Below are 15145 nucleotides of genomic sequence, written 5' to 3' on the forward strand. Positions count from 1 at the left end.
TCAGCTACGGCAGATTATCCCGCAGAAAGATGTCGATGCGGATGCGCTCCTGATCGGGGCTGATCGGCTCGCCCGAGCAATGCGCGAGCAGGACGCGTGCCGCGGAGCGCGCCTCGTGGCCCGGATCCTGGTTGATGATGGCGTCGCACGTGCCACGGACCAGGAACCGCCTCGTGTGCTGGGTCAGCTCATGCGTGATCCAGACCACCTCGCGCGCCCGGCCCGAGGCTTCCAGCGCATCGGCAATGCCGCGGTTGCCGGCGCCGCAGCAATAGATGCCGCGCAGGTCGCCATGGCGCGCGAACAGCGTGGCAGTGAGCTCCCGCGTGCGCTCGCTGTCGTCGCGTCCCTCGAGGGCTGGCAACGCGCGCAGGTTCGGGTACTCGCTGGAGAGAATCTGGCTGAAGCCGAACTGCCGCTCGGCATGATCGCGCAGCGACAGCGATCCGGCGATGACAGCGACGGTCCCCTCCTGACCGCCGAGGTACCGTCCCATCAGCGTCGCCGCCGTCCGCCCCGCAGCCGGATTGTCGATCCCGACATAATGCAGACGGCGCGAGCTCGGCGCATCCGAGACCAGCGTCACCACGGCAACGCCGCGGGCGGAGAGCTCGTCGATCGCGGCCCGCACCCTGGGATGGTCTAGCGCGATGACGGCGACGCCCTGATAGGCCGGCGACAAGGTCTCCAGCGCGCCGGCCAGCACGTCCGGGTCGAACACGTCGACATGGATGATATCGATGAAGCCGCGCTGCCCGGCCAGCCACTCCGCGGTGTGCCGTACCTGCTCCGTCAGATTGGTCATGAAGCTGTTGCCGCCGGTCGGCAGCACGAAGGCAAAGCGGAAGCTCTGTCCGCGGGCGAGCCGCGCCGCGGCGATGTCGGCGCGGTAGCCGAGCTTCGCAACGGCGGCCTCGACCCGCGCAACCGTCTTCGCCCGCACGCCCTCGCGCCGGTTGATCACGCGGTCGACGGTGGCGAGCGACACGCCCGCCGTCCGCGCGACATCTTCGAGCGTGGCCCGCACCGGCAACGGGGTCGCCTCAGCTGTCACGCGCGCGCCGCCCATAGCATGCCGCGGGTCATCAACGTCCGGATCTCGGGGACGTCGAGCTCGTAGGCGCGGTGGCCGAGGGAAGAATAGAAGACCCTGCCCGCGCCATAACGCTTCTTCCAGACCACCGGCATCACCACCCCCTCGATCCAGGGGGCGTGCTCGCCGGTAAAGGTGGTCGTGGCCAACACCTCGTTGGCCGGGTCGACATGCATGTAATACTGCTCGGAACGATGCTCGAAGCTCTTCAGACCCTTCATGATGGGATCGTCCGGCCTGGTCAAGTCGACGCGGTAATCGATGATATTGCCGGGATGCGCGACCCACTGCCCGCCGCAGAGAAACTGGTAATCGACCGAATCGCGAAAGGCGTCGCACATACCGCCATGATGGCCGGCGAAGCCGACGCCGCTGCGGACCGCCGCGCAGAGGTTGAGCGCTTCGGCCTTTTCGATCTTCGACATCGTATAGATCGGGATGATCAGCGACAGGTCGTGGATCGCGGGATCGGCGAACGCCGCGGTCGTGGTCTCGATCCGCACCTCGAAGCCTTCCGCCTTCAACCAGCCGCGGATCATCGAGGCGCACAAATCAGGGTCGTGCCCCGGCCAGCCGCCCCATACAATCATTGCCTTGCGCATGTGTCCGTCCTCAGTCGATCTGTCCGGTTTCGCATCCCGCCGGCAGCATCGCCGGCCGCTCGACGCGGCTCTCGATCCTGACGCGCCGGCCTTCGCGGGCGGAGGTCTGGAACGCCTCCATTACCTCCAGCACATGAAAGGCGAGCGCGCCGCTGGCGCGGTGCGGCCGGTCGTTCAGGATCGCGGTGGCCATGTCGGCCACGCCGATGGAGCGGAATTCGCCGTCGACGTGGCCGTGCGTCAGCGGCACCGTCTCCCAGTCACCTCCGGTCTTGGCGACCTGGACCTCGCCGCCGAAGCGGTTCGGGTCCGGTACCAGCATGCTGCCCTCCTCCCCATAGATCTCGATCGGCGCGTGGCGGTGCTTCGGCACGTCGAAGCTCATCGTCACCGACACCACCGCCCCACTCTCGAATTCGAGCGTGCCCGCGACATGGGTGGCGACCTCGACCGGAATCAGCGTGCCATTCATCGGCTCGCTGGTGACGCGGCGCTCCGCGCGCGGGCGCGCGGTCGAGCCCTGCACGCCGGCGACTGGCCCGAGCAGCTGCACGAGATCGGTGATGTAATACGGCCCCATGTCGAGCATCGGCCCGCCGCCCCGCAGATAGTAGAAGCCCGGCGCGGGATGCCAGCGCTCATGCCCGGGGCAGCCGAAGAACGCGCTCCCCGCCACGGGCTTTCCGATCGCGCCGTCGTCGATCAGCTTGCGCGCGGTCTGGTGCCCGCCGCCGAGAAAGGTGTCGGGGGCACAGCCGACGCGCAGGTTCTTCTGCGCGGCGAGCTCGATCACCTTGCGAGCCTCGGCGACATCGATGCCGAGCGGCTTCTCGGAATGGACGTGCTTGCCGGCGTTCAACACCGCAAGGCTGACATCGGTGTGGGCGAGCGGCACGGTGAGATTGACGACGATCTCGACGTCATCGCGCCTGAGGAGCTGGTCGACCCGCATGGCGGGCAGGCCGAACGCAGCACCCTGCCGCTCGGCGACGTCGCTGCGCATGTCGGCAAGTGCCTTCACCTCCAGGACGGGGAAGCGCTGGGCCGCCTTCAGATAAGCGGTGCTGATGACGCCGCAGCCGACGATGCCGATGCCTACTCTTCTCATTGTGGTCTCCGTGAGGCCCCGTTCATCCCTTGATCGCACCCGACGTCAGGCCGGCAACGATGTGCTTCTGCGCCAGAAGGAAGAGGGTGATGGTAGGGAGGATGGTCAGGGTGATGAAGGCGAGGATCAGGTGCCACTCGGACGAATACTCGCCCTGATAGACCATGATGCCGAGCGGCCAGGGATACAGCGCGTCGGTGTTGAGCATCACGAGCGGCAGGAGATAGGCGTTCCAGCTGTTGACGAAGGTGATGGTGCCGACCGTCGCCAGGATCGGGCGCGACAGCGGCAGTGTCACATAGCGGAAGAACTTGACGTAGCTGCAGCCGTCGACCAGAGCGGCTTCGAGCAGCTCATAGGGGATGTCCTTGAAGAAGCGGCGCAGCAGCAGCACGCTCATCGCGAGGCTGAAGGCGACCTGCGGCAGCGCCACGCCGAAGTAAGTATCGAGCAGCCCGAGATCGCGTACCTTGATGAACAGTGGCAGCACCGCGGTCGCCGCCGGAAACAGCAGGCCAAGCGTCAGATAGCTCAGCAGCATCGAGCTGCCGAAGAACCGGACATGGGCGAAGGTGAACGCCGCCATGGAAGCGACGATCAGGGTCAGGGCCACCGTCAGAGTCGAGATGATGAGCGAATTGCGAAGCAGCTGCCAGTAGCGACCGGAAAACAGGATCTCGGCATAGTTCTGCCACTCCCAATGCTGGGGAAGGCCGAACGGATTGACGCGCAGCTCGCCGAGCGACTTGAAGCCGCCGAGCAGGGTCGCGAGCAGCGGCACCAGCACAAAGACGGCGACGGTCGCGAGAAACACCGCCTTGAACGGCACCGCCGGATCGAACGGCGCCCTCGTGGTCTCGGCATTACTCATCGCGCATGAACCATCGCTTGTAGGTGAAGGCAAAGGTCACGCAGATCACGAACAGAATGACGCCGATGGCGCTGCCATAGCCGACGCGCATGCGCGAGATGCCGTTGTTGTAGAGAAAGCTCACCATCGTGTTCGACGAATCGGCGGGTCCGCCGCGGGTCAGCGGCATGACCAGGTCGAACAGCTGCAAGGAGCCAACGACGGCAAAGAACACCGACAGCCGGATCGTCGGGTAGAGCAAGGGGATGACGACGTGGCGCAGGCTCTGCGCCCGCGTCGCGCCGTCGATCCGGGCGGCCTCAACCAGGCTCTTGTCGATGCTCTGCAGCGCCGCGATGAACAGCATCATGTGGAAGCCGAAATATTTCCAGACGATGACGATCAGTACCGCCAGCATCGCCGTGTCGGTCGAGGCCAGCAGATGCGGCGGGTCGGCGCCGAAGCTGCGCCAGATCGAGGCGACCAGGCCGTAATCGCCGTCATAGACGAAGCTGAAGATCAGCCCGGTCGCGATCTCGGCGAGGATGTAAGGCATGAAGAACAGCATGCGCAGCGCCACCGCGCCGCGGAACCGCTCCGCGAGCATCAGGGCCAGCGCCAGGGCCAGCGGCAGCTGCACGCACAGCGAGACCGCGATGATCAGGCCGTTGTTGCGTAGCGCCAGCCAGAACGCGCGCGTCTCCAGCACGAAGCGGTAATTGTCGAGCCCGATCCAGTTGGTCGGCTTGCCGAAGCCGTTCCAGTTGAAGGCCGAGTACCAGGCAGCCTCGCCGATTGGCAGCACGACGAACAGCGTGAACAGCACCAGCGCCGGCGGCAGGAACAGGATCAGGACGGTGAAGCGGCCGTCCCAGCTCGGCCCGCGCACCGCCTGTGCGGTGCGCGATGGCTGCGCAACGCCCATCGCCGGCGAACTCGCAATCGGTCGCGCCACGTCAATTGCCCTGCTTGCGCGCAGCCTCGATCGTCTTGGCCGCCTCCTGCGGGCTCATGCTGCCGCCGGCGATCTCCGCCGAGGCATCGTTGACGACGCGACCGACCGAAGGACCGAGGCTCTGATCGTAGAAGTTCTGGTGATAGTTCGACTTCGCCAGATTCGACGCGACCCGCTTCATGAAAGAGTTGTTGAGGCCGGCGTCGGCGCCCTGCACAACGGGAACGATGAAATTGCCGGCCGCAAGCCGCGTCTGCACGTCCTTCGAGATGAAGTACTTCAGGAAGTCGGCCGCTTCCTTCGGCGAGCCCTTCGTGATCAGCCAGCCGGTGATGCCGCCGAGCGTATCGGTCGGTGCGCCCTTGCCGCCCGCCACCGTCGGAAAATCGAACCAGCAGATCTTGTCCTCACCCAAGCCCACCTTGTCGGCCGCGAGCGCCCGCTGGAGATTGTAGACGGAGCTGATCGCGAGCGTCATCGCCGCCTTGCCGTCGCCGAAATAGCCCACGGCCTGCGGGTTCTTGAAGCCAAGGAAACCGTTCTGGAACGGCTGCAGGTCGACGAGCTGCTTGAACAGCTCGCCGGATTTGACGAAGGTGTCGCCGGCAAACCCGCCGTTCTCGCCGCGCAGCGCTGCCTCGAAGGCCGGTTTGCCGCCGATACGCACGGCGAGATGCGTCCAGTAGAAGTGCAGCGGCCATTTGTCGGCGCCGCCGACCACGATCGGGGTCACGCCCGCCGCCTTCAAGGTCTTCACGGCCGCCAGCAGATCGTCCCACGTCTTGATGGAGGCGGGATCGACCTTGGCCTTGGCCATCAGCTCCCTGTTGCAGACGAAGCCAACCTGCGACAACGCGGTCGGCAGGCCGTAGACGTGGCCATTGTCGGTGAAAGCCGCGAGCGCTGCCGGGGTCAGGCTGTCGCTGTAACCCTTCACCTGATCGGTGATGTCCTCCAACACACCGGCTTCGATCTGCGCGTTCAGGACGCCGCCGGCCCAGCTGTAGATGATGTTCGGCCGGTCCTTGGATTGCAGGATGGTCGGCAGCTTGGCCTTGTAGGCCTCGTTCTCCAGGAACTGCATCTCGACCTTGACGCCCGGATGCGACGCCTCATAGGCGCGGGCGACCTCCTCCCAGATCTTCACCTGGGCCGGGTTGACCTCGATGTGCAACCATTTGACGGTGGTGTCGGCGCTCGCGGCGTTGGCCCAGAGCAGGCATGCGGCAGCGGCGAGTCCCAGCTTCGCGAGCAGTCTCATTACAGTCCTCCCAACCATCTTCTTTTGTTGCGGTAATCCTGTCCTCAAATTTTGAGGTGCGCAACTAAAATTCTGATCTATGCACCTCACTCGGAGGCGTCTAAGCTTTGGAGTCGAGCTGGGCGGCGCGTCGCCCCACGAAAATCAAAGTTGGGAGATGTCCATGGCTGCCACTTATTCCGATCTCGCCCATAAGGTCGTTCTCGTGACCGGCGGCGCATCGGGAATCGGCGCAGCGACCGTGCGGCGCTTTGCCCAGCAGCGATCCACCGTCGTGTTCTTCGACATCAAGGCCGATGAGGGCCGCGGCCTGGAGCGCGAATTGTCGGGTCAAGGTCTCAGCGCGCATTTCCAATGCGTCGACCTGACCGACATCGCCGCTTTGCGGGCAGGCGTCGCGGAGGCACGCAAGGCACACGGCGCGATCAACGTCCTCGTCAACAATGCCGCCAATGACGAACGACACAGCACCGAGGAGATGACGCCGGAGTATTGGGACGACCGCGTCGCGGTCAACCTGAAGCACCAGTTCTTCGCCGCGCAGGCCGTACTGCCGGACATGAAGGCCGCGAATGCCGGCGTCATCATCAATTACGGCTCGATCTCATGGATGGCCGGACAAGGCGGCATGGCCGCCTACACGGCGAGCAAGTCAGCCGTGCTCGGCCTGACCCGCTCGCTGGCGCGCGACTACGGCCCCTACAATATCCGCGTGAACGCGATCGCGCCGGGATGGATCATGACCGAGCGCCAGCTCGAGAAGTGGATGACTCCACAAGGCGAGGTCGAGCTGATGCAGCGGCAATGCCTGAAGCGGAAGCTGATCCCCGACGAGCTCGCAAAGTTCACCGTCTTCCTCGCCTCCGAGGAGGCGTCAGCCTGCACCGGCCAGCACTATGTCGTCGATGGCGGCTGGGTGTGAATTACTGCTCCGTCGGTCTATCGCGCCGCAGTCCCCTCAGGTGCAGCGCGCCTGAAAGTTGGCTGCGGTCAGCCGCGTCATCACGTCGTTGAGATGCGCCTGGTCGCGCGTCTCGATCACCAGCTCCAGCAAGGTCGCCTTGGCCGGCAGGTCGGAGAAGGTGCGCTGATGCGACACCTCGATGATGTTGGCGCCGGCGTCCGCCAGCAGGGTCGACACGGCGGCGAGCTGCCCCGGGCGGTCGACGATGTCGATCGACAGCTGCGTCAGCCGTCCCTCGCGTGCAAGCTCGCGGGTCAGCACCGAGGCGATCAGGCGGGTGTCGATGTTGCCGCCGCTCAGCACCAGCCCGACATTGCGCCCGGCGAACTGCGCGGGGTGCGCGAGCACCGCCGCGAGGCCGACGGCGCCGGCGCCTTCGACCACCGTCTTCTCGATCGAGATCAAGGTGGCCAACGCCCGCTCGATCTGCGGCTCGGTGACGAGCAGGATGTCGTCGACGAGGTGGCGGATGATCTCGGTCGTGATGCGGCCCGGCGATTTCACCGCAATGCCCTCCGCCAGCGTATCGCCGCGCATCGGCAGGCCGCTGCTGTTGATGGCGTTGAACATCGACGGATAGAGCCCGGCCTGCACGCCGATGATGCGCAGGCCCGGCTTGAGGGCGCGCGCCGCGACCGCCATGCCGGAGATCAGGCCACCACCGCCGATCGGCACCACGAGGGTGTCGAGTTCGGGGACCACCGCCAGCATCTCGAGCGCCACGGTGCCCTGCCCTGCGATGATCAGCGGGTCGTCGTAGGGATGAATCATCGTCATGCCCTTGGCCACACCGTGCTCCCTGGCGAACGCGCCCGCCTCCTCCAACGTGGCACCGGAGATGACGACCTCGGCGCCGTGCCGTTTGGTGTTCTCCACCTTCACCATCGGCGTGCCAACCGGCATCACGATGGTGGCGGGAATTCCGAGACGCCGCGCGTTGTAGGCCACGCCCTGCGCATGGTTGCCGGCGGACATCGCGATCACGCCGCGCTCGCGCTGCTCGGCCGACAGCGCGTTCAACCTGTTAAGCGCGCCGCGCTCCTTGAACGAGGAGGTGAACTGCAGGTTCTCGAATTTGAGCCAGATGTTGCAACCGCAGATCTCGCCCAACGTCCGGCTTTGGTTGCAGGCGGTGGCCAGCACCGCGCCGCCGATGGTGTCCGCGGCGGCGCGCACATCGCTCAAGGTCACGGGCAGCGCGGTCAGATCGATGGCGGTCATGGCTCTGCCCATCCTTCAACGTGCATTATTGCACGGCGATATTGCACGGCGATGCCGACGAAGCACCGGCGCTCGCACGATATTGCCGATACGAGCCGACCGCCGGCGCGGTCGGACGGTTCGCCTCGATCTCAGGCCCCGAGATCGGGCAGCCCGAGCATCAGCCGCATATTCTGCACGGCCGCGCCCGAGGCGCCCTTGCCGAGATTGTCGAGGCGCGCCACCAGCACCGCCTGGTGATGCTTGTCGCTCGCGAACACGTGCAGCTCGAGCTTGTTGGTCTCGTTCAGCGCCTCCGGCTCGAGTCGGCCGCTCCTGGCCGCCGCGCCATCGAGCGGCATCACCGAGACGTACTTGCTGCCTGCATAATGCTTTGCCAACGCGGCCTGCAGGTCCGCACCACCAGGCTTGCCCGGCAGCGTGTCCAATTGCAGCGGCACCGAGACCAGCATGCCCTGCCGGTAATTGCCGACCGAGGGAATGAAGATCGGGCGCCGCGTCAGCCGCGAATAGAGCTGCAGCTCCGGCAGATGCTTGTGCTCGAGACTGAGACCATACAGCTCGAAATTGGGCGCGGTGCCATTCTCGTAAGCCGCAATCATCGTCTTGCCACCGCCGGAATAGCCGCTCACCGCATTCACGGTGATCGGATAGTCCTGCGGCAGCAGGCCGGCATCGACCAGCGGCCGCAGCAGCGCGATGCCGCCGGTCGGATAGCAGCCGGGATTGGAGACCTTGCGCGCGCTCCGGATCTTGTCGGCCTGGTCGGCCGCCAGCTCGGGAAAGCCATAGGCCCAGTCCGGCGCGACTCGATAGGCGGTCGACGCGTCCAGCACCTTCGGCGCCGACGAGCCCATGCCGTCGATCAACGCGACGGTCTCCTTGGCCGCGTCATCCGGCAGGCAGAGGATGACGAGATCCACCTCAGCCATCAGCTCGCGCTTGGCGGCGGGATCCTTGCGCCTGTCGTCGGCGATCGTCTTCACGACGATGTCGTTCTGATGCGCCAGCCGCTCGGCGATCCCGAGGCCGGTCGTCCCGGAGCCGCCGTCGACGAACACGGAACGGGTCGCGGCGCCGGTTGGGGTGTGAGCCTTCGGGTTGCTATCGATCACGGTCATGACACGCTCCTTCAGGTCTGGGGTTCGCCGGCAAAGGCCTGGGGCCGCGCCTGCCGCATGAGAGAGGATATCTGTTGCGAGCCGATGTCGGACCGCTCGCCGAGCCTGGCTGCGATCGCCGCGTAATCCGCTTCGGACTTGTGCTGGTTGAGCTTGAAGCTGCCCTCGACGGTCTCGATCGTCATGACGATTCCGACGATGGCCTTGCGCATCGCCTCGAGGCGTCCCGCCGTCATCTTGTCCGAAGTCCAGGGCTTCTTCGGCAGCAGGCGCTGCTCGAACTTGGCACTGACCTCGTCCACCTGCCGCGCAAGCTCAGCTTCGGACAGGATCCGCGCCGTGCCGGTCAGATGCACCGCCTGATAGAGCCAGGTCGGCACCTGGTCGGGCGACACGTACCAGTCGGCCGAGACATAGGCATCGGAGCCGCTCACGGCGAGCAGCCAGGGCGTCGCGCCGTCGGCAACCTTGGCCAACGGATTGTTGCGCGCGACATGAAAGAACGCCTGCGGCGTGCCGTCGTTCAGCGCGCCCAGATGAAACGGCACCGGCGACGCAATCGGCTTGCTGCCGTCCCACGCGCAGACCGTGCCGAAGCCGCGCGCGTCCGCAAAGCCGAGGCTCGCGGCGCGGTCAAGCTTGAAGGGCGGTGGCGTGTACATCGGAAACTCCTGCTGGACGAAGGAGCCGCCTGATCAATCGCGCCGCAAGGAGAAGGATTGCCGCGGGACCGGATCCGGCGGCAGGGGCTGTGATCTCAAACGCAGATCATCGCCCGTACCGCGGGGGTACGACGGCGCATTCCGGCGATCATGTTGGTCGCTGCGTGGATCATGGGCGCAGGCGTATAAGGCCGCACGGTTCCTGCGTCAAGATCGCAACTCGCCGGCGCGCATCAGACCGTGCGCCAGAGCCATTCCATGATGCGGCCGATGATGTCGCCGAACAGCAGCAGCACCGCCGACCACATCAGCGCCGAGACGAAATTGGCAACCTGGAACATCAGATAAGGCATCTCGAAGATGCCGGCCGCCAGCGGCACCGAGGCGCGCAACGGCCCGAAGAACCGGCCGATGAAGATGCTCGGTACCCCCCAGTCGCGCACGAAGGCTTCGCCACGCGGCAGCAACTCCGGATAGCGCGACAGCGGCCACATCTGGGCGACACGATCCTTGTAGCGGTAGCCGAACCAGTAGGAGACCCAGTCGCCGAGCGCTGCACCGATGCCGCCGGCCAGCCACACCGGCCAGAAGCTGATGCCGGTGGCCCCGATCAGGGCGCCGATCGCAACCAGGGCGCCCCAGGCGGGAATCAGCAGCGAAATGAAAGCGAGCGACTCGCCGAAAGCGAGCAGCAGGACGATCGGAGCAGCCCAGGCCTGATGGTCGCGCACGAAATCAGCTACCGCGCGGCCAAAATCTTCCATCTGCTCGATGCCTTTCCCGCTATGGAGCCCTAAGTCCTTGAAGGCTTTCGCGGTTCCCTGGCTCAGACTGGTACGCCACCGGGCCCGCCCACTTCAAGTCACAACAACCGGCTGTCTGCGTGAACGAATGTCTGTTCGGCCCTGCGGACGGGCGAAGGCGGTGCCGGAGCGTCCAGGGTCGATGTTTCCGGGGTCATTGTTTTATGGCCGCCCATGGCATAGTCAGGCTCGACGATTCGTTCCATCTTGCGCGAGCGCAACATCAGATTCCATGGGTAAGCCGTTGAAATCAGCTGCAAAAGCCAAGGGCAAGGGTATCGCCGACCCGTTGGCGGCGTTCGCCGCCAAGGGCAAGGCCCCCGCCAAGCCAGCCGCCCGCGCGGCGGGTGCGGAGGGCGATTACACCGCCCGTGACATCGAGGTGCTCGAGGGCCTGGAGCCGGTGCGCCGCCGCCCCGGCATGTATATCGGCGGCACCGACGAGAAGGCGCTGCACCACCTGTTCGCCGAGGTCATCGACAACTCGATGGACGAGGCGCTGGCCGGCCACGCCACTTTCATCGAGGTCGAGCTGGACGCCGAAGGCTTCCTGACGGTCACCGACAACGGCCGCGGCATTCCGATTGATCCCCACCCCAAATTCCCGAAGAAGTCGGCGCTCGAAATCATCATGTGCACGCTGCACGCGGGCGGCAAGTTCGACTCCAAGGTCTACGAGACCTCGGGCGGCCTGCACGGCGTCGGCATCTCCGTGGTGAACGCGCTGTCGACCCGGCTCGAGGTCGAGGTCGCGCGCAACCAGAAGCTCTACCGCATGATCTTCGAGCGCGGCCACCCCAAGGGCAAGCTCGAGGAAATCGGCAAGGTCGCAAACCGGCGCGGCACGAGGGTGCGCTTCCAGCCCGACCCGACCATCTTCGGCGCCAAGGCCACGTTCAAGCCGCAGCGCCTGTTCAAGATGGCGCGCTCCAAGGCCTACCTGTTCGGCGGCGTCGAGATCCGCTGGAAGTGCGATCCCGCGCTGCTCAAGGGCATCGAGGACGTCCAGCCCGAGGCGACCTTCCATTTCCCCGGCGGCCTGAAGGACTATCTTGCGGCCGCGATCCACGCCGACACGCTGGTCCATCCCGACATCTTCGCCGGCAAGTCCGGCCGGACCGGCGGCCATGGCGGCTGCGAATGGGCGGTGGCCTGGACCGCCGACGCCGACGGCTTCCTGTCGTCCTACTGCAACACGATTCCGACGCCCGATGGCGGCACGCACGAATCGGGCATCCGCAGCGCCCTGCTGCGTGGCCTGAAGGACCACGCCGAGCGCGTCGGCCAGGGCAAGCGCTCGGCCAACATCACCTCCGAGGACATCATGGCGGGCGCCGCCATCATGCTCTCGGTGTTCGTGCGCGAGCCGGAATTCCAGGGCCAGACCAAGGACCGCCTCGCCACGGCGGAGGCCCAGCGCATCGTCGAACAGGCCGTCAAGGACCCGTTCGATCATTGGCTGTCCGGCAATCCGGTGCAGGCGAATCGCCTGCTCGACTTCGTCGTCGAGCGCGCCGAGGAGCGCATCCGCCGCCGCCAGGAAAAGGAGACGGCGCGCAAGACCGCGACCAAGAAGCTGCGGCTGCCCGGCAAGCTCGCCGACTGCACCGACGCCGGCACCGAGGGCTCCGAGCTGTTCATCGTCGAGGGCGATTCGGCCGGCGGCAGCGCCAAGCAGGCGCGCGACCGCAAGAAGCAGGCGGTGCTCCCGCTGCGCGGCAAGATCCTCAACGTCGCCTCCGCCGGCAAGGACAAGCTGACCGCCAACGCCCAGCTCGCCGATCTCGTGATGGCGATCGGCGCCGGTACCGGCACGTCGTATCGCGAAGAGGATCTGCGCTATCAACGCATCATCATCATGACCGATGCCGACGTCGATGGCGCCCACATCGCCTCGCTGCTGATCACCTTCTTCTACCGGCAGATGCCGCGGCTGATCGACGAGGGCCATCTGTACCTGGCCGTGCCGCCGCTCTATCGGCTGACTCACAACAGCAAGACGTTCTACGCCCGCGACGACGCCCACAGGGACGAGATCCTCAAGCGCGAGTTCAACGCCAACGCCAAGGTCGACATCGGCCGCTTCAAAGGCCTGGGCGAGATGATGCCTGCGCAGTTGAAGGAAACCACCATGGATCCGTCCAAGCGAACCCTGCTCCGCGTGACGCTGATCGCTGATGATCGCGACGGCACCGCCGACTCTGTCGAACGCCTGATGGGCACCAAAGCGGAGGCGCGCTTCGCCTTCATCTCGGAGAAGGCGGAGTTCGCAAGCGACGAACTGCTCGACGTCTAGCTTTTGACCCGACTTCTCGCATCGATTGCAGGTTCCACGCACTCGCGCGGGCCTGCTTTTTCTTTTTATAAACAATCTGTTACCATTGCACTCGGCGTCCCGCACCGCACTTTCCCCTCCACTGTGCTCAACCGGCAACAGCTTTTGGGCACCAATCGGCTATAGTTCGGGCACATCTGGCGAGGGAATCGCCGCCGCTTTCCGGTCTTTCCGACCCGTCGATCTCTTGGGGAATTGAATATGAAAAAGCTTTTGCTTGCTGCGACCGCGGTGGTGGCGATGACGGGTGCAGCATCGGCTGCCGATCTGGCCGCCCGTCCCTATGCGAAGGCTCCGATGGCTGCGCCGGTCGCGCCGAGCTGGACTGGCTTCTACATCTTCGGTGGTGGCGGTGGCGGCCTCTGGAACGCCGACACCAACATTGTCAGCACTGCGACGGGGGCCGCACTCATCGGCCTCAACCAGAAGCAGGGTGGCGAAGGTTGGCTGGGCACCGCTGGCGCCGGTTACGACTGGCAGGTGACCCCGAGCTGGGTGTTCGGTATTCTGGCCGATGGTCAGTTCGGCAGCATCAAGGGCACGATCCAGGATCAGGGCCCGTTCATCGCCGGCAACATCAAGAACGACTATTCGTGGGCCGTCGGTGCGCGCGTCGGTTATCTCGTTGCCCCGAACGTTCTGTCCTACGTCAACGCCGGCTACTCCAGCTCGCACTGGAAGGGCACCACTCTCCTCAGCACGGTCACTGGCGCGCCCTCCGGCCTGCACACCGATGGCTTCGATCGCAGCGGCTGGTTCATCGGCGGCGGTGTCGAGAACAACCTGAACTTCTTCGGCATCACCGCGCCGGGCTGGTTCATGAAGACCGAGTACCGTTCGGCCTTCTACGACCGCAAGAACATCACCGAGCGCGTGGATGGCACGAATGCCGCGTTCGGCCGCGACATCACCTTCAAGCCGTGGGTCCAGACCATCACCACCTCGCTGGTCTACCGCTTCAACTGGACTGGCCCGGTGGTTGCCAAGTACTGAGCCGTTCCCACTCGACATCTCGAATTCGCTGCGAAAAGCCCCGGTTGATCCGGGGCTTTTTGTTTTGACGCGCGATCCGCTGGTCATCCGTCCCGTCCGCCGCTAGCTTCCTCTTCATAAAACTTCACAAAAAAGACGGCTGCAGCGTTTCCCATGCGGTGACGCCGGTCGACGAGGGAGGAAATGGCCATGCGGAGATTCCTGATGATCGGCGGCCTGCTTCTGCTCGCCGTCGGCCTGCTCTGGGTTGGTCAGGGCACCGGGGTTGTGGCGTGGCCGCGGACCAGCTTCATGATCAATCAGCTGCAATGGGCTGGCTACGGCGTCGGAATGGGTGCGCTGGGCCTGGTGATGATCTGGCAGGGCACCTGCTGACGACTTTCTCAATTTGATCTGGAGATGATGCATGGCGGGCCGTTTCGACCTCAAGGGCAAGGTTGCGATCGTGACAGGAGGCAATGGCGGAATCGGCCTCGGTATGGCCCGCGGTCTCGCCGAGGCCGGCGCCGATATCGCCGTGGTCGGCCGCAACGAGGCCAAGTCGCAGACTGCCGTGGCTGATCTCGCCACCCGCGGCGTCCGGACCATCGCGGTCACGGCGGATGTCAGCAACAAGGACGACGTCGCGGCGATGGTCGAGCGGGTGCTGGGCAGCTTCGGCCGCATCGACATCCTGATCAACAATGCCGGCATGAGCATCCGCAAGCCGCCGCACCAGCTCGAGCTGGAGGAATGGCAGGAGGTGATCGACACCAACCTCACCAGCGCCTTCCTGTGCTCGAAGGCCGCCTACCCCGCACTCAAAGCCACAGGCCGCGGCAAGATCATCAACATCGGCTCGATGCTGTCGATCTTCGGAGCCAGCTTCGCGCCGGCCTACGCCGCCAGCAAAGGCGGCATCGTGCAGTACACGCGCGCTTGCGCCTGCGCCTGGGCGCCCGACAACATCCAGGTGAATGCGATTCTGCCGGGCTGGATCGACACCGATCTGACCCGCGCCGCCCGCAAGCAGATCGACGGCCTGCACGACCGCGTGCTGGCGCGTACGCCGTCAGGACGTTGGGGCGACATCGACGATTTCGCCGGGATCGCCACCTTCCTGAGCTCGCCCGCTTCGGACTTCGTCACGGGCACCGCGATTCCGGTCGACGGCGGCTATTCGATCATGGCGTGAAGC

The 15145-nt window shown here is 65.4% G+C and carries 15 protein-coding genes; 5 read left to right on the forward strand and 10 right to left on the reverse strand.

The features are described from left to right. Positions 1-4: 4 nt before the first annotated feature. The 6 genes from HL666_RS30350 to HL666_RS30375 are packed head-to-tail and all read right to left on the reverse strand — an operon-like array spanning position 5 to position 5869. Positions 5-1054, reverse strand: a complete 1050-nt coding sequence (locus HL666_RS30350) for a LacI family DNA-binding transcriptional regulator (protein ID WP_172185189.1) — start codon at positions 1052-1054, stop codon at positions 5-7. Then, positions 1051-1695, reverse strand: coding sequence for a ThuA domain-containing protein (locus tag HL666_RS30355; RefSeq protein ID WP_172131916.1), 645 nt, complete (start codon positions 1693-1695; stop codon positions 1051-1053). The genes HL666_RS30350 and HL666_RS30355 overlap by 4 nt, the downstream gene beginning before the upstream one ends. Before the next feature lie 10 nt (positions 1696-1705). Next, the gene (locus tag HL666_RS30360; RefSeq protein ID WP_172131917.1) at positions 1706-2803 is read right to left on the reverse strand and encodes a Gfo/Idh/MocA family protein; all 1098 of its coding nucleotides are present in this window, start codon (positions 2801-2803) and stop codon (positions 1706-1708) included. A 22-nt stretch (positions 2804-2825) separates the two neighbouring features. Continuing rightward, positions 2826-3674: a carbohydrate ABC transporter permease gene (locus tag HL666_RS30365; RefSeq protein WP_172185191.1), complete on the reverse strand. Its 849-nt coding sequence runs from the start codon at positions 3672-3674 to the stop codon at positions 2826-2828. Beyond that, on the reverse strand, positions 3667-4608 hold the full coding sequence (locus tag HL666_RS30370) for a carbohydrate ABC transporter permease (RefSeq protein ID WP_172109212.1): 942 nt from the start codon (positions 4606-4608) through the stop codon (positions 3667-3669). The genes HL666_RS30365 and HL666_RS30370 overlap by 8 nt, the downstream gene beginning before the upstream one ends. Position 4609: 1 nt before the next feature. Next, positions 4610-5869, reverse strand: coding sequence for an extracellular solute-binding protein (locus tag HL666_RS30375; RefSeq protein ID WP_172185193.1), 1260 nt, complete (start codon positions 5867-5869; stop codon positions 4610-4612). Between the two features lie 163 nt (positions 5870-6032). Between HL666_RS30375 and HL666_RS30380 the strand changes: the two genes are divergently transcribed. Next, positions 6033-6791 carry an SDR family NAD(P)-dependent oxidoreductase gene (locus HL666_RS30380; protein ID WP_172185195.1) on the forward strand — a complete coding sequence of 253 codons (759 nt, stop codon included), beginning with the start codon at positions 6033-6035 and terminating at the stop codon, positions 6789-6791. 36 nt (positions 6792-6827) lie between these two features. Here the strand turns inward: HL666_RS30380 and HL666_RS30385 are convergent, their stop codons facing one another. The 4 genes from HL666_RS30385 to HL666_RS30400 all read right to left on the reverse strand — a co-directional run bounded on the left by HL666_RS30385 (position 6828) and on the right by HL666_RS30400 (position 10601). Next, positions 6828-8054, reverse strand: a complete 1227-nt coding sequence (locus HL666_RS30385; protein ID WP_172185196.1) for a threonine ammonia-lyase — start codon at positions 8052-8054, stop codon at positions 6828-6830. A gap of 131 nt (positions 8055-8185) precedes the next feature. Beyond that, the gene (argC, locus tag HL666_RS30390) at positions 8186-9175 is read right to left on the reverse strand and encodes an N-acetyl-gamma-glutamyl-phosphate reductase (protein WP_172185198.1); all 990 of its coding nucleotides are present in this window, start codon (positions 9173-9175) and stop codon (positions 8186-8188) included. An 11-nt stretch (positions 9176-9186) separates the two neighbouring features. Beyond that, a complete protein-coding gene (locus HL666_RS30395; protein ID WP_172185200.1) occupies positions 9187-9837 on the reverse strand; it encodes an FMN-binding negative transcriptional regulator in 651 nt (216 codons plus the stop codon). 233 nt (positions 9838-10070) lie between these two features. Beyond that, positions 10071-10601, reverse strand: a complete 531-nt coding sequence (locus tag HL666_RS30400; RefSeq protein WP_172131924.1) for a DedA family protein — start codon at positions 10599-10601, stop codon at positions 10071-10073. Between the two features lie 271 nt (positions 10602-10872). Between HL666_RS30400 and parE the strand changes: the two genes are divergently transcribed. The 4 genes from parE to HL666_RS30420 all read left to right on the forward strand — a co-directional run bounded on the left by parE (position 10873) and on the right by HL666_RS30420 (position 15142). Further along, the gene (parE, locus tag HL666_RS30405) at positions 10873-12936 is read left to right on the forward strand and encodes a DNA topoisomerase IV subunit B (protein ID WP_172109227.1); all 2064 of its coding nucleotides are present in this window, start codon (positions 10873-10875) and stop codon (positions 12934-12936) included. A gap of 240 nt (positions 12937-13176) precedes the next feature. After that, entirely contained in the window at positions 13177-13968 is a 792-nt protein-coding gene (locus HL666_RS30410) for an outer membrane protein (protein ID WP_172109229.1), read from the forward strand. 189 nt (positions 13969-14157) lie between these two features. Next, positions 14158-14343: a hypothetical protein gene (locus tag HL666_RS30415; RefSeq protein WP_009027935.1), complete on the forward strand. Its 186-nt coding sequence runs from the start codon at positions 14158-14160 to the stop codon at positions 14341-14343. A gap of 31 nt (positions 14344-14374) precedes the next feature. Continuing rightward, positions 14375-15142 (forward strand): SDR family NAD(P)-dependent oxidoreductase, encoded by a 768-nt coding sequence (locus HL666_RS30420; protein ID WP_172109231.1) that lies wholly within the window; start codon positions 14375-14377, stop codon positions 15140-15142. Positions 15143-15145 lie beyond the last annotated feature (3 nt).

The organism is Bradyrhizobium aeschynomenes, assembly GCF_013178945.1.
Lineage (GTDB): Bacteria > Pseudomonadota > Alphaproteobacteria > Rhizobiales > Xanthobacteraceae > Bradyrhizobium > Bradyrhizobium aeschynomenes.

Coding starts and splice junctions, on each gene's coding strand:
- parE (WP_172109227.1), top strand. CDS start 10,873: ATGGGTAAGCCGTTGAAATCAGCTGCAAAAGCCAAGGGCAAGGGTATC.
- argC (WP_172185198.1), bottom strand. CDS start 9,175: ATGACCGTGATCGATAGCAACCCGAAGGCTCACACCCCAACCGGCGCC.
- HL666_RS30385 (WP_172185196.1), bottom strand. CDS start 8,054: ATGACCGCCATCGATCTGACCGCGCTGCCCGTGACCTTGAGCGATGTG.
- HL666_RS30375 (WP_172185193.1), bottom strand. CDS start 5,869: ATGAGACTGCTCGCGAAGCTGGGACTCGCCGCTGCCGCATGCCTGCTC.
- HL666_RS30360 (WP_172131917.1), bottom strand. CDS start 2,803: ATGAGAAGAGTAGGCATCGGCATCGTCGGCTGCGGCGTCATCAGCACC.
- HL666_RS30395 (WP_172185200.1), bottom strand. CDS start 9,837: ATGTACACGCCACCGCCCTTCAAGCTTGACCGCGCCGCGAGCCTCGGC.
- HL666_RS30420 (WP_172109231.1), top strand. CDS start 14,375: ATGGCGGGCCGTTTCGACCTCAAGGGCAAGGTTGCGATCGTGACAGGA.
- HL666_RS30410 (WP_172109229.1), top strand. CDS start 13,177: ATGAAAAAGCTTTTGCTTGCTGCGACCGCGGTGGTGGCGATGACGGGT.
- HL666_RS30365 (WP_172185191.1), bottom strand. CDS start 3,674: ATGAGTAATGCCGAGACCACGAGGGCGCCGTTCGATCCGGCGGTGCCG.
- HL666_RS30415 (WP_009027935.1), top strand. CDS start 14,158: ATGCGGAGATTCCTGATGATCGGCGGCCTGCTTCTGCTCGCCGTCGGC.
- HL666_RS30380 (WP_172185195.1), top strand. CDS start 6,033: ATGGCTGCCACTTATTCCGATCTCGCCCATAAGGTCGTTCTCGTGACC.
- HL666_RS30400 (WP_172131924.1), bottom strand. CDS start 10,601: ATGGAAGATTTTGGCCGCGCGGTAGCTGATTTCGTGCGCGACCATCAG.
- HL666_RS30355 (WP_172131916.1), bottom strand. CDS start 1,695: ATGCGCAAGGCAATGATTGTATGGGGCGGCTGGCCGGGGCACGACCCT.